The sequence below is a fragment of the Mammaliicoccus sp. RAM2 genome, from assembly GCF_045897195.1.
Classification (GTDB): domain Bacteria; phylum Bacillota; class Bacilli; order Staphylococcales; family Staphylococcaceae; genus Mammaliicoccus; species Mammaliicoccus sciuri.
The window spans coordinates 135,378-149,167 of record NZ_JBJNWI010000007.1; the positions used below are offsets into that span (position 1 = coordinate 135,378).

17 protein-coding genes and 1 riboswitch are annotated in these 13,790 nt (G+C 33.2%); of the genes, 10 read left to right on the top strand and 7 right to left on the bottom strand.

Translation table 11 applies throughout. The features are described from left to right. The first annotated feature begins 27 nt into the window (after positions 1 to 27). The 3 genes from ACJTHF_RS11545 to ACJTHF_RS11555 are packed head-to-tail and all read left to right on the top strand — an operon-like array spanning position 28 to position 1,692. Positions 28 to 351, top strand: coding sequence for a PadR family transcriptional regulator (locus ACJTHF_RS11545; protein WP_025906145.1), 324 nt, complete (start codon positions 28 to 30; stop codon positions 349 to 351). Further along, complete coding sequence (locus tag ACJTHF_RS11550; RefSeq protein WP_232157064.1) at positions 344 to 904, top strand: DUF1700 domain-containing protein; 561 nt, start codon at positions 344 to 346, stop codon at positions 902 to 904. Before ACJTHF_RS11545 ends, ACJTHF_RS11550 begins: the two co-directional genes overlap by 8 nt. Beyond that, complete coding sequence (locus tag ACJTHF_RS11555) at positions 901 to 1,692, top strand: DUF4097 family beta strand repeat-containing protein (RefSeq protein ID WP_078354876.1); 792 nt, start codon at positions 901 to 903, stop codon at positions 1,690 to 1,692. Before ACJTHF_RS11550 ends, ACJTHF_RS11555 begins: the two co-directional genes overlap by 4 nt. Positions 1,693 to 1,742: 50 nt before the next feature. Here the strand turns inward: ACJTHF_RS11555 and ACJTHF_RS11560 are convergent, their stop codons facing one another. Then, complete coding sequence (locus tag ACJTHF_RS11560) at positions 1,743 to 2,078, bottom strand: helix-turn-helix domain-containing protein (RefSeq protein WP_048540278.1); 336 nt, start codon at positions 2,076 to 2,078, stop codon at positions 1,743 to 1,745. Between the two features lie 138 nt (positions 2,079 to 2,216). Then, a riboswitch (guanidine-I (ykkC/yxkD leader) is annotated at positions 2,217 to 2,316 on the top strand. A gap of 47 nt (positions 2,317 to 2,363) precedes the next feature. Between ACJTHF_RS11560 and ACJTHF_RS11565 the strand changes: the two genes are divergently transcribed. Together ACJTHF_RS11565 and ACJTHF_RS11570 are read left to right on the top strand one after the other, a co-directional pair. Beyond that, a complete protein-coding gene (locus tag ACJTHF_RS11565) occupies positions 2,364 to 2,687 on the top strand; it encodes a DMT family transporter (protein WP_025906137.1) in 324 nt (107 codons plus the stop codon). 1 nt (position 2,688) lies between these two features. Then, positions 2,689 to 3,003, top strand: coding sequence for a DMT family transporter (locus ACJTHF_RS11570; protein ID WP_037589390.1), 315 nt, complete (start codon positions 2,689 to 2,691; stop codon positions 3,001 to 3,003). Between the two features lie 12 nt (positions 3,004 to 3,015). Here ACJTHF_RS11570 and ACJTHF_RS11575 read toward each other — a convergent pair whose 3' ends face one another. Further along, on the bottom strand, positions 3,016 to 3,468 hold the full coding sequence (locus tag ACJTHF_RS11575) for a GNAT family N-acetyltransferase (protein ID WP_232157068.1): 453 nt from the start codon (positions 3,466 to 3,468) through the stop codon (positions 3,016 to 3,018). A gap of 85 nt (positions 3,469 to 3,553) precedes the next feature. Here ACJTHF_RS11575 and ACJTHF_RS11580 point away from each other — a divergent pair, with 85 nt between their 5' ends. The 3 genes from ACJTHF_RS11580 to ACJTHF_RS11590 all read left to right on the top strand — a co-directional run bounded on the left by ACJTHF_RS11580 (position 3,554) and on the right by ACJTHF_RS11590 (position 6,979). Next, positions 3,554 to 4,450, top strand: a complete 897-nt coding sequence (locus tag ACJTHF_RS11580) for a TIGR01777 family oxidoreductase (protein WP_058590768.1) — start codon at positions 3,554 to 3,556, stop codon at positions 4,448 to 4,450. Between the two features lie 136 nt (positions 4,451 to 4,586). Further along, complete coding sequence (gene rocD, locus ACJTHF_RS11585; protein WP_106417565.1) at positions 4,587 to 5,792, top strand: ornithine--oxo-acid transaminase; 1,206 nt, start codon at positions 4,587 to 4,589, stop codon at positions 5,790 to 5,792. 116 nt (positions 5,793 to 5,908) lie between these two features. After that, positions 5,909 to 6,979, top strand: coding sequence for an NAD/NADP octopine/nopaline dehydrogenase family protein (locus ACJTHF_RS11590; protein WP_058590770.1), 1,071 nt, complete (start codon positions 5,909 to 5,911; stop codon positions 6,977 to 6,979). Positions 6,980 to 7,023: 44 nt separating this feature from the next. Here the strand turns inward: ACJTHF_RS11590 and ACJTHF_RS11595 are convergent, their stop codons facing one another. After that, a complete protein-coding gene (locus tag ACJTHF_RS11595) occupies positions 7,024 to 8,184 on the bottom strand; it encodes an MFS transporter (protein WP_078354878.1) in 1,161 nt (386 codons plus the stop codon). A 128-nt stretch (positions 8,185 to 8,312) separates the two neighbouring features. Between ACJTHF_RS11595 and ACJTHF_RS11600 the strand changes: the two genes are divergently transcribed. Further along, entirely contained in the window at positions 8,313 to 9,071 is a 759-nt protein-coding gene (locus ACJTHF_RS11600) for a nucleotidyltransferase domain-containing protein (protein ID WP_232157070.1), read from the top strand. A 122-nt stretch (positions 9,072 to 9,193) separates the two neighbouring features. Continuing rightward, positions 9,194 to 10,123 (top strand): VOC family protein, encoded by a 930-nt coding sequence (locus ACJTHF_RS11605; protein WP_232157071.1) that lies wholly within the window; start codon positions 9,194 to 9,196, stop codon positions 10,121 to 10,123. Between the two features lie 144 nt (positions 10,124 to 10,267). Here ACJTHF_RS11605 and ACJTHF_RS11610 read toward each other — a convergent pair whose 3' ends face one another. The 4 genes from ACJTHF_RS11610 to gltC all read right to left on the bottom strand — a co-directional run bounded on the left by ACJTHF_RS11610 (position 10,268) and on the right by gltC (position 13,726). Continuing rightward, positions 10,268 to 11,026, bottom strand: a complete 759-nt coding sequence (locus ACJTHF_RS11610; RefSeq protein ID WP_106417477.1) for a YibE/F family protein — start codon at positions 11,024 to 11,026, stop codon at positions 10,268 to 10,270. Further along, entirely contained in the window at positions 11,026 to 12,141 is a 1,116-nt protein-coding gene (locus ACJTHF_RS11615; RefSeq protein ID WP_058590778.1) for a YibE/F family protein, read from the bottom strand. The genes ACJTHF_RS11610 and ACJTHF_RS11615 overlap by 1 nt, the downstream gene beginning before the upstream one ends. 69 nt (positions 12,142 to 12,210) lie before the next feature. Next, on the bottom strand, positions 12,211 to 12,822 hold the full coding sequence (locus tag ACJTHF_RS11620; RefSeq protein WP_084756625.1) for a DNA-3-methyladenine glycosylase: 612 nt from the start codon (positions 12,820 to 12,822) through the stop codon (positions 12,211 to 12,213). A 16-nt stretch (positions 12,823 to 12,838) separates the two neighbouring features. After that, positions 12,839 to 13,726, bottom strand: coding sequence for a glutamate biosynthesis transcriptional regulator GltC (gene gltC, locus ACJTHF_RS11625; RefSeq protein WP_232157072.1), 888 nt, complete (start codon positions 13,724 to 13,726; stop codon positions 12,839 to 12,841). Positions 13,727 to 13,790 lie beyond the last annotated feature (64 nt).

Consider the following 13,790-nt stretch of genomic DNA (forward strand, 5'->3'; position numbering starts at 1 on the left):
AGTACTGGGGTAAGTGGAGGAAAAAATATGAACATACAATTTAAAAAAGGCGCACTTGAATTTATTGTATTGCTTATTATTAAAGGCGAAGATCAATACGGTTATTCATTAATTCAAAAAATCACACCTAGAATCACCATTTCTGAAGGAACGGTTTATCCTTTGTTAAGACGTCTCGTAAAAGAAGCATATTTAACAACATATTATGAGCCATCTACTGAAGGACCAGCTAGAAAGTATTATAAAATCACAGATTCAGGTAATGAGCGATTAGAGCAGTTGTTAAAAGAATGGCAAAGTTTCACAGATGCGGTGAATTTGTTTTTAGAGGAGAGTGAAAGTAATGAGTAAGAAAGAATACTTAAATTTGTTAAGTAAGTATTTAAAGAATATATCTGAGGAAGATAAGCAAGATATTCTAGCTGAATATGAAACGCATTTTATAAGTGGTGTTGAAGACGGGCAAACAGAAGAGGATATTGCTAAAGAACTTGGTCATCCGAGAGATATTGTCAAGGAAATAAATGCAACTTTAGCGATAGATAGAGCAGAATCTCATCATAAAGTAGGTAACGTGTGGCAAGCGATTATATCTGTAATGGGACTAGGTTTATTGAATTTCTTTGTTATTTTAATTCCTTTTGTCATTATTATTTCGGTGCTATTTAGTTTTATGGCGACAACTCTATCTCTACTCGTTACGCCTGCGATGTTGATTGTAAAGGGTGTCTATAATGGCTTTGATGCAGTTCACCAATTAGATGTATATATTGTGTTAGCCAGCTTTGGTTTAGGGCTCGTGCTGTTTGTGGTTACTTACTTATTAACTAAATGGTCATATCAATTAACGGTTAAATATTTACGTTGGAATATTTCTATCGTGAAAGGAAGTGCTAAATCATGAAGAAATTATTATGGATTTTATTTAGTCTAGGACTTGCTATATTTATCGTATTTGGTACACTGACATTTGCTGTCGGGAAAAAAGAAGCAGATAATACGAAACGAGAAACGATCTTAAATAAGACTTATCAAGAAAAAATTAAACATATAAATGTTAATGCAAGTGATGCTGCTGTAACCATCAAAAAAGGCGATCAATTTAAAGTGACATCTGTAGGGAATAAAGATGAATTTGATATAACTTCTAAAGTAGAAGACGAAACATTAAACGTCAATTTAAAAGAACAAAATTTGATGATTAATTTTAATTTCTTTAAGAATGAATATAATGAAATCGAAATAACAGTACCTAAAAATCTTGAACAACTGGATATAAAGACAGACACAGGTAAAATTAACATGCACGATATTAAATCTGATAACACATCTTTAGTTGTAGATACGGGCATGATAAACATTGATGGTTCGGATTTAGGGAATTTTGAAGCATATTCAGATACAGGTAAGATTTTAACTAATAAGACGAACTTCAAGAATGGAAAAATTCAAAGTGATACAGGAACAGTTAGATTAAATGATGCACCAGCTGATACACCATTAGACATTGAAACAGATACAGGGTCTGTGAGATTGGTTTATAATAAAGAATTGAAAAATACGTTACTAGATATTGAACAAGATGTAGGTAATACACAAATTAATCGCAATGAATTAAAGAATAAAAAAGTAGGTTCAGGAGATAATTTAGTCAAAATTAGAAGTGATGTTGGTTCTGTTCAAATAGATTAATAACAAAACGCTAACGAGTCGACTCGTTAGCGTTTTATTTAATTTAAACGTTATGATTTTTGAGATATTTCTTGTATATATGCTAATGCTTGTCTTTTTTTCTCTTTGCTTAAACCACGTAATAATTGAATGGCATCATTAATAATTTGTGAATCTTCTTCATCTTCGTATGCTTCTGGTACGTTTACCCAGCCCATAATATATGCGGGTGTTGTAGATAGTGCGATTGATAATTTTTCAACTACTGAAGGTGTTAATTTAGATGTTTGACCAGTTTCATATCTAGAAATGGTCGACTGATTGACGTTAATCAGTTTAGCTAATTTATACGTGCTAAATCCGAGTTCTTCTCTTCTTTGTTTAATTCGATATCCTGTTTGATTCAATGCTTTCACCTCAATCACTTCAAATGATGATCTATTAATTCTATTATATCTGATTTGAGTTGTGATTTGTAATTTTCAGATACGAATGATACTTTATTGACCAATAAATATTCATTTGCTATAATTCGAACTAATCGAATAAAAGCTTTCTAGGGTTCCGTAACCGAGTGGTTAGTCTGGACCGAGAGAAAGCCGCAAGTTGATACTTGTGACACGGAGGGATAAAAGCCTGGGAGACTTATTAAATAAGTTTCCCAGGCTTTTTAATTTAAGGAGGAAATGTAAATGAACTGGATAAAAATTATCATTGGCGCAATATTTGAAGTTGGTTGGGTAGTCGGCTTAACACATGCAAATAATACATTTGAATGGATTCTGACAGTTATCGCGATTGTCGTAAGTTTCTATTTATTAATTAATGCATCTAAATATCTGCCAGTAGGTACTTCGTATGCTGTATATGTTGGGTTAGGTGCGACGGGTGTAACCATTGTGGATTTCGCATTATTTGGTGAACCTGTTGTTATCGGAAAAGTTATTTTAATCGTGACGTTAATTATAGGTGTCATTGGCTTGAAACTTGTAACACGTGAAGAGGAGGGTGCATAACATGGCATGGATTGTATTGATTTTGGCAGGTTTATTTGAAATGTTAGGCGTATTATTTATGAACATTTATGCAAAACGTAATAATATCCCATCGTTATTAGGGCTAGGATTATTCTTTGTATTAAGCTTTATTTGTTTATCCATCGCAATGAATACAATACCTATGAGCACGAGCTATGCAATATGGACTGGTATCGGTGCTGTCGGCGGTGCGTTATTAGGTATTATATTCTATGGGGAGTCTAAAGAATTTAAACGTATATTATTTATCGGCATTATTCTAGCAAGCACGATAGGTTTGAAGTTAATCAGTTAACTATTTAATAGTTTATAAATCATAATTAATTTCCATCCATTCGTTGACTTCTTTGAAACCAAGCTTTTTGTACACTGGTTTACCTAGAGTAGAAGCGGCGAGTAAGATTTTTTTGATATTTCTTGATTCGACATCTTGAATGAGTTCAGTAATGATTTTTTGGGCGATGCCTTGTCCTCTAAAATCTGGGTGTGTATAAATATTAGTAACGTATGCTCTTTCACCTGATGGGTTTGTGAACGATGGTGGAAATGGGTAATAGATAATCGCACCACTTGCGATAATTTTATCATCAACAATGGCTAATAATTGATAAAGCGATTTGTTCGTTAACATGTCCGTGAAAAATTGTTCTAGTTCAACATCTATATTAGGTGTTGGGTTAGAACCTTCATCAATTAATTGCGCTTTGCGTAATTCGACTAATTTACTTAAATCTGAAATGGTTGCTTGTCTAATAAACATATTTAACCTCCTTAATATCTATAAAAATGGGTATATACTATTATAGATGATTTTATACAACAACTTAAATTAAAGTGGGGATAAAATGGAAAAAATATTAATGACAGGTGGAACAGGTTTAGTTGGATCAGCATTAGTGGAACATTACTTAAATACAGATAGTGAAATTTATATATTAACAAGAAGTGATAGAACGTCAGAGGAACCATTTGTACATTACATTAATTGGTCTGAAGATGATTGGGAAGCGTATTTACCTCAAATCGATATCGTGATTAATCTCGCAGGCGCTAGTCTCAACAATCGTTGGACACCTGAGCATAAAGAAGCTATTATGAAGAGTCGTATTGAATCGACTAAGCGACTATATGACTATTTTGAAAAGCAAAATTATGCACCAAAAGTATTATTTAATGCGAGTGCAGTTGGATACTACCCGCCGTCTAAAGTGGTATCTTACGATGAGTATGATCAGTTTCTGTCACATGACTTTCTATCGACTGTCGTAGAAAGATGGGAACAAACCGCATGGCTATTTGATAAATTAGGAACGAGAGTCGTTATAGGTCGATTTGGTGTTATATTATCCAGTGAGGGTGGTGCGCTACCTACGATGGTTAAACCTTATCAATTCTTTGTTGGTGGTCCACTTGGTTCAGGTAAACAATGGATGAGTTGGATTCATATTGATGATTTAGTAAAAGGCATCACTACCCTCATTCAAAATGAACAATTTAAAGGAGTTTATAACTTATGTAGTCCTCATCCAGTTCAACAAAATGAGCTCGGCGAATCTATTGGGAAAGCGATTCATAGACCACATTTATTGCCAGTACCAAAATTTGCATTGCGCTTGTTATTAGGAGAGCAGTCTACTGTTATTCTAGATGTTCAAAAAGTATTCCCTAAAAAATTGCAAGAACAGAATTTTGAATTTGAGTATCCATATATAGATGATGCCATTAGTCATTTATTAAAATAAATATTAATTATAGAAGTGGCTGGGACATAATGTAGTGTCTCAGTCACTTTTTTCTTTTGACTTATATACAAAACAAATGTATGATAATGAATATTAATACGAATTATAGTATATTTATTATAAAGGTGGGTACTCAATGAATCAGTTTATCGCATTAACAGAAAAGTATAGCCCGAATAATTATAGTCCATTAGATATTGTTTTGACTGAAGGCAAAGGTGCACATGTTAAAGATTCAGATGGCAATACATATATTGATTGTGTTTCTGGATTTTCAGTTCTAAACCAAGGGCATGGTCATCCTAAAATTATTCAAGCATTTTTAGATCAAAGTCAAAAGATTACAATGACTTCTAGAGCTTTGTATAGTGATAATTTAGGCACTTGGGAAGAGAAGATTTGTAAGTTAGCCAATAAAAATAAAGTATTACCTATGAATACTGGGACTGAAGCGGTAGAGACTGCCATCAAAGTAGCAACGAAGTGGGGTCAAGATATCAAGGGTATCAATGCACTTGATGCTGAAATTATTGCGATGGAAGGTAATTTTCATGGTCGAACAATTGGTTCGCTGTCCTTATCATCAAACGATAGTTATAAAGAAGGCTTTGGTGTACTAGCAGGTAATATTAAATACAGTGAATTTGGCAATGCTGAAGAAATTGCTACTCTTATCACGCCAAATACAACAGCAATCATCTTAGAACCTATTCAAGGAGAAGGTGGCGTTCATATCCCACCTAAAAATTTCATTAAAGAAGTTAAAGCTTTGTGTGAACAACATCAGATTCTGTTGATTGCAGATGAAATTCAAGTAGGATTAGGTAGAACAGGTAAGATGTTTGCGATGGAATGGGAAGGCGTTGAACCTGATATTTATTTATTAGGAAAAGCTTTAGGTGGCGGTCTTTATCCTATTTCTGCGGTCGTAGCGAACGATGATGTCATGCAAGTATTAACGCCAGGTACACATGGTTCAACATTTGGCGGAAATCCATTAGCATGTGCTGTTTCAATTGCAGCTTTGGATGTACTTATAGATGAGTCGCTTCCTGAACGTTCGCAACAACTTGGTGAAAAATTATTAAATGGTTTGAAAAAAATAGAAAGTCCAATTATAAAAGAAGTGAGAGGACGTGGGTTGTTTATCGGTATTGAACTTAATGAGCAAGCACAATCAATCGTATCAAGTATTAATGAACAAGGTGTCTTATGTAAAGAAACACAAGGCAATATTATACGTTTAGCTCCACCACTCGTTATTGAAGAACAAGACATTGATACTATTGTTAATGTCATTACACAAACAATAGAAGAAAAGTCAAAACAATATCAATCATAGATTTTTTATAAAAAGTGAGTAAGGTATAAATCAATGTCTTACTCACTTTTCTTTTATGTTAAAATTTCCTGGGTATATATTTATATATACTAATTTTTATTGAAGGGAAGGATAATATGAAAATAGCAATAGTAGGTTCAGGTAATGGTGCCGTAACCGCTGCTCTAGACATGATATCTAAAGGACATGAAGTAAAATTATATTGTCGTAATCAATCTATTCATAAATTTGATAAAGCTTTTGAACGAGGTGGTTTTGATTTTATAAATGAAGGTGAAAAGACATTTGTTAAGTTTACTGACATAAGTGATGATATGTCGTATGTATTAAAAGATGCAGAAGTGATACAAATGATTATCCCTTCATCATTCATCGAACATTATGCGAAAACGATGGCGCCTCTTATTAACAATGATCAACTGATCTTATTCAATATTGCAGCAGCTATGGGATCTATTAGGTTTATCAATGTGTTAGAGAAAAAACATATTGAAACAATGCCAAAGTTTGCTGAATTGAATACATTAACGTACGGGACACGTGTAGATTATGATAAAGCAGAAGTGAATTTATCTCTTAACGTTCAGAAAGTACACTTCTCAACATATGATAAAAGCTATTTAACAGAAAGCTTTAGAACGATTAAAGAACTATATCCGTATATCGTCAAAGAAGAAAGTCTTTGGAAGACAAACTTAGAAAACGGGAATCCAGAAGTGCATCCAGGTCCAACATTATTAAACGTAGGCAGAATAGACTATGCAGATGAATTTGCCTTATATAAAGAAGGTATTACACCTCATACTGTGAAGCTATTGCATGCAGTTGAATTAGAAAGATTGTCACTAGGTAGAAAATTAGGTTTCGAACTTAATACAGCAAAAGGTGCGCGTATAGAACGAGGTTATCTATCTAATGATGATGAAGATGAACCACTCAATAAATTATTCAATACAAGTCCAGTATTTTCACAAATCAACGGACCAAACGAAGTAGAAAATAGATATTTAACAGAAGATATCGCATATGGTTTAGTACTCTGGTCAAGCTTAGGAAAAGTAATCGGCGTACCAACACCAAACATAGATGCCATAATCGTAATCGCTTCAACAATATTAGAGCGAGATTTCTATACAGAAGGTTTAACAGTAGAATCATTAGGATTAGAGAAATTAGGATTGGAATAGAAAAACGCTTAGCTCATCTGCGAGCTAAGCGTTTTTTCAATTTATTAAGCGATATTTTTAAATAATGATCTACTAATTATTGCGGCTATTACTGTTAATAAGAGTGTTAAGATGCCGATACCTATCCATGCGTATTGTACGAATACATAACCGCCTAATATTGTTAATAAACTTGATCCTACATAATAACCTAATAAATATAAAGTTGAGGCGTGTGATTTGCTTGATTCGGTTAATGTGGCGATATAACTGCTTTGAATGGAATGTGCGCCAAAGAATCCGAATGTCATTGCGGCGAGTCCTAATATATCAATTGGTAAGTATGTTATGAATGTAAGGATAATACCTACAATCATAATTGTTATGGCGATTGCATATGCTTTTTTTATTCCAAGTTTATAACTGAGTTTCCCAAAGTTAATGGAGCTATACGTACCTATTAAATATAAAATAAATATAAAGGCAATTGTAGACTCACTAAGTGAGAATGGTGGGTGTTCGAAACGTACCGTTATATAACTGTATATTGTGACAAAGGTACCCATTAATAAGAATGCTAGTGACATCGTTTTTAAAACGGCTGGGTTCTTTAACAACTTTCCATATTTAATGAAATGTTGTTTCGGTGATACCCATTGTGGTGTTTGAACTGTTGAAGTTGGTAATAAAATAACCATTAATATTGCGAGTATTAAATTAAGAATGCTGAGCGACGCGATCGCAACTTGCCAATTCGCGATGTCTGTTAGAATACCAACAACTACACGGCCAGACATACCTCCAAAGGTCGTTCCTGCTACATATAAACCCATTACTTTACTGACTCTATCTTTATGTACTTCATCAGCTATATACGCCATAGCGATAGAAGGCACACCACTTAAAGCTAATCCCATCAGACCACGAATGACGAGAAATAAATGGAAGTTCGTTACGAATACACTGATGATAGATAATACACTTACAAGTAATACAGAAATAGACATCATACGTTTCTTCTCAATATTATTGAGCATAGGCACTAAAATTAAACCAATACCAAGCATAAAAGTAGAAACGGATAAAGTTAAACTGATATCAGATAGCGACACGTTAAAATATTGACTAAGCCCATTAAATATCGGTTGCGTAACATAAAGGCTAGAAAAAATGATGAATCCTGCTAATAATAATGAAATAGATCTCTTTTTCTGTTCACTTGTCATATTGTATCTCTCCCTACAACAATAATCATAACGCTAAAAAAATCATTTTTCGAAAAATATGCATATATTATTCAATTGTAATTGTGATATATTATAATAATCTGAATTTTTAAGTAAGGGGTGGGAATATGAGATACGAAATGGCTTTAGAGAAAATTGTACCTGCTTTGAAAAAAGTAAATGGAGTTTTATCAATATTTTTAAAAGGGTCTATTGCTAGAGGGGAGAATGATGCATATTCTGATTTAGATATTTATGTCATGTTAGAACGTGATGTACAAGTTGAAGAAGTATATGACAGTATTGTAGATGCACTAGAGCAATATCAATCGCTGTTATTTAAAGAAGTTGTCGAAATTATATGCCCTCAAATCGTTGGTGTATTTGAAGATATGTTACATATAGATTGTTATATTGTTCATGAACATGATTATCCTCAAACAGATGATATAAAAGTGATGTATGACCCTAATGATAAATTGAAGGAATATGATAAAAAAGATTTAAGTATAACTGAAGAGGTATTTATAGATTCAGCATTAGATAGTTGTTGGTTTATCTTTCAATATGATCATATAGTTGGAAGAGGACAATATTTATGGACGACTCAAATGATAGATAACGCACTTAATCATGCAATTAAAGTATTGTTATATAAATATTATCCTGAGAAGGCAGTTCTAGGTAAAAAAGCTGCTCATCATCTGCCTGCTGATATTTATTCAAAGTTAAATCATATAAATGATTGTAATAATTCTATAAAGCATAGAGAAGCGGTTGCTCAATATATGAATCTTTACCAAGACTATATTAAAGACATAGTTGAGGAATATTGGGTTGAAGGATTCGAAAAAATATACGACTATTTATATAAAAAATATGCATAACTAGACACCAGTCATAGTGACGTCACTATGACTGGTGTCTATATATTTACATGTGAGTATAATTTTTGTAATGATGAAACTGATGCGCGTATAATGTAGTTAAATTAATGGGAGGTACGATTATGATAGAAATTTTAGGGCACCACCATATTTCGATGCTTACGAAAGATGCTAAGTTAAATAAAGATTTTTATGTGGAAAAATTAGGACTACGTTTATATTTAAAAACAGTGAATCAAGATGACCCTTCTATGTATCATTTGTTCTATGGTGATGAGGTTGGTTCGCCTGGTACTTCTTTAACATTTTTCGAACTTAAACCGATGGGACAAACTTATAAAGGTACGAACTCGATTTCAAGAATTGGCTTGTTAGTACCAAGTGAAGAAAGCTTAAATTATTGGAAAGATCGTTTTGAAAAGCTTGATGTTGATCATGACGCTATTGGTATTTATAACGGTATGACGGCTTTACATTTTAGAGATCATGAAGGATTGGAAATGGTGTTATTACCTAATGGTGAACGTAAAGTGCCGCAAAGTTGGCGTCATAACAGATACACAGATGTACCAGAAGAACATCAAATTATGGGTATGGGTCCTGTAGAATTTAAAATTGATGATGTTTCAGAAATGAAAAATTTCCTGGAGAATGATTTGCATTTTGAGTTAGTAGATTCTGAAAGTGAGTTATTATATACGATTGATTTTGAAGGATTGTATAGCGATATTATATTGAAAGAAGTAGAAGGTCAAAGAGAAAGGCCTGGTAAAGGAAGTATTCACCATCTTGCATTATCCGTAGCAGACGAAGAAGAATTAAATAAAGTGAAAGAATTATTAGATGAAAAAGGCGTTGTACATTCTGGAATAGTAGATAGAGATTTCTTTAAAAGCTTATATTATAGACATTCACATATATTAATCGAATTTGCGACAGAAGGACCAGGTGTGCCATATGATGATGTGTCACAACTTGGACAACAGCTGGATTTACCAGGATTTTTAGAATCAAGAAGAGCAGAAATTGAAAGTAATTTAGAACCTATTTAATAGAAGAATGTAGTGTTTCTAATGATCAAGACTGAAAAACAAGATCGTTATAAATTTTAACGTCCAAGAAACGCAAACAAGATCGTTAGCCCTTCATATATACAAACAAAAGCACCTTTTGACCGAGTCAAAAGGTGCTTTCTTCTATATTTTATGTTGTTGTTTCTTTATTAATCTCACTGTGATAAATGAAGTGATTGGGATGGCGATACTTACAGCGATGCCACCTAATAATATGGTTATGATTTCAGCTGCAAATATTTTGGCATTGATTATTTCGCCAAAGGTGTAATTTAATTTACCAAACCAGAAAAATAGCGTGATTTGTCCGCCTATGTAGGCGAAATAAATTGTATTGGTTGTTGTTGATAGGATGTCTCTTCCTATTGTTAAGCCAGACTTGAAAAGTTGTTGCAATGATATTTTTGGATGTGCTTCATATAGTTCGTACATTGGAGAACTAATGGATATTGTTAAATCAATCACTGCTGCGATTACGGCTAATACGACTGTAAATACCATGAGTTCGGCATAGTGTATGCCTATATTCATTGAAAATATATACGTTTCATCTTGTTCTTCTTCAGTGAATCCTTGCAACATTGAAATATCTACAATGAAATAGATTAATCCTATTAAGATAAGCGTAGATATAATGGTCGCGAAAAAGGCAGCAACTGTCTTAGTATTATATGCATTAATATAGAACAAGTTAATACACGTAATAATTAAACAGAAGATGATTAATACGATGAATATAGGCGCTTTATAAATGATGAGTAATAGCGCAATAAACAACGTCAGCAAGTTTAAAAATAACGTTACGAACGATCTAAATCCTTTCTTTCCACCAACGATGATCATAAGAATGAGTAATATACTGGCTAAAATAAATGTCGTCATTATTTAGCCTCCTCTCGTTGCATGAACATCATTGCAACAAATATTGTGATAGGAATCGTAATCACAATGCCAATGCCACCCATGAGTGCTCTTGTAATTTCTAATGACCAATTCATGGATAAGGTGTACGTGATTGTATTGCTATTTTTAAAGTAAAGAATAATCATCGGAATGCTACCAGATAAATAAGCAAAGAATAAGATGTTCGTCATTGTGCCCATAATATCTTTACCAATGTTTGTGCCAGATTGACGCAATTGTTTCAATGAAATTTCGGGGTGTTGTGCCTTAATCTCATATAAGGAACTTGTTAACGTAATTGCAACATCCATAACGGCACCAAGCGAACCTATTAGCACAGACGCAAGAAATATTTGTGTCGGCTGAATCGTTAAGAAACTCATCGTTTCATATTTAACGCCGTCACCATTCGTAAACATCATGACGAGTTGAGCGATACCAATACTTAAAAATGTACCAAACAAAGTTGAAATTATCGCAACAAAAGTTCTCCGCTTAAAGCCACTAACGAGCAGTAAGGACACGATTGTTGAGAATATAACTGTTGCCGTCATTAATATAAAGAAGTGATGATTATTATGTTTCATGAAATAATCAATCATTAATAGTAGAACTGTGACATTAATAATGAGTGAAATAATGGAATATAGTCCTGATTTTCTACCGACGATAAGTAAAGTTAATAAGAACAAACCAGTCATTAACGTGACAGCACCATCTCGTTTTAAACCTTTTATAATAGCAGTGTCTTCTTTACCTTTATAGGATAAGAGGACTTGGTCGTTTACATGGTATTTCTCAGAGTCCGTTAAAGAATCCGTGTATTTATGAGAAACTGTAATGCGGTCTCCTTTATGCTGGCCATTCTGAATCTCTAAATGGATTTGTTCTTTATGTAACGTATCTTTATTTTTATTTTGGTCAACCGTTGTTTGTGAAGATTGGTGTGTAATATCCGTAATTTGACCAATCGGTGTTTTGTAATATTGCGCATTATGTTGGGTGAATATATAGGTTATTACAACGCATACAATAAATATGAGTATCGCAACATTAAATGGTTTCGTTAATTGTTGTTTGATTTTTGAATTCATGTTTTGCCACCATCATTTTTCTTTGATTTGAACATACTATAGTATACGTACATAAGTGGTGTACTTCAATTATTTCCATGTTTCAGCACAAGGTAGTGAATCGCGTTTTCTAGCTTTTGAGACATACGGATGTCCTGCTACTGTGAAACGTAAAGGTTTGTCTGTCCAAATACCTTTATTTGGGATGCCGATTCTTGCTGAACGCTCAATTTGTTTAGGATATCTTCTATTTGTTGTATCAATTTTTAAGCAATTAGCATTAAGTTTAGTGCCGTCTAATGTTTTAGATATTTGCATTGCTTGCGTGAATTTGCCAGGTCCATTTGTTAATTCTATACCTGTTTTGCCGTTACGGTTCAATGCCATTTGCTCAATGCCGTGTTCAGGTTCTATCGATCTAATTAAGACACCTTGAGGTTCACCTTCAACTTGTGTAACAAAGTTAATCAGTAATTGTTTGTGCATGGAGTGTGCATAAATCGTTCCACCCTCACAGTACAAAGATTTCACGCTTTTAGTATTTCTACCATTGAATGAATGGGCAGCTTGATCGTGTTTACCAATATAAGCTTCAGTTTCAACGATATAACCTGTATATACGATATCGTCTGTTTCATGAATGATTTTGATGCCAAGTAAGTCAGCAGCAATTTCTTCAGTCGTTCTATTGATAAAATCCATTTTGAAAATATCCTCCTTAATGATACGTTGCTTGTCTTTGTAATAATGAGCGTGTGTGTTCAATAAAAGTCTTCAATTTACTATTTTGGTTATTGTCTTGATAAACGATGTTAATGGTTCTCTTAAGTTCGGTATGTGTTAACGGGATTTTTGTAAGTTGTTCATTTTCAATACCATTACTTAAATAATCAGGCACGATGAGTACGCCTTTTTCAGATAGTAAAGTTTGTCGTAATAATGCAAAGTTTGAAATCGGGTAAGTCTTCTGTGATGCATGTTTACGTATTAAATGTGATATTTGATCAGGTAATGTGTTGAAATGGTAAATGTATTGTTGGCTCAATTGTGATAAAGGCGGTTTAGGGTTCATTGATAAATCGTTGTTGTTGTGTACGTATAAATTATATGTTTCTTCGAATAGTGTATGTTTAATAGTATGTTTATTGTTTGTTAGTTTCGGTGTGAGTTCGCATAACGAGACATCTATTTGATGAGATAATAAACCTTCTTCGATTTCTAATGGTGTCATCATCATAGGTCTAACTTCTATTTTGAAATCTCGCTCGTAAGTCTTAATAATAGCCGGTAAAGCTTGTGATACATAACTTTCTGTATAAGCGAGTTTAATAGAACGTCTATCTGAATGTTCTTGGTGTATAAATAAATCTTTCGTCTCTTCTATTAAATTTAAAATTCTATTTGTCTGTGTAAGTAACAGTTCGCCACTGTCTGTTAATTTTACATTTCTGCCTTCTCTTAAAAATAACGTCGTGTTTAATTCTTTTTCTAAATTCGCGATTTGTCTACTGACCGCAGATTGGGCGATCTCTAGTTCGAGCGCAGCCTCTGAAATATGCTCTCTCAAAGCAACTTCTCTAAAATAAATTAATTGTTTTATCTCCATATTCAACACCTCATTATTTATATTATCTAATTTTTAGATATATTTCATCTATTTTATATATTGT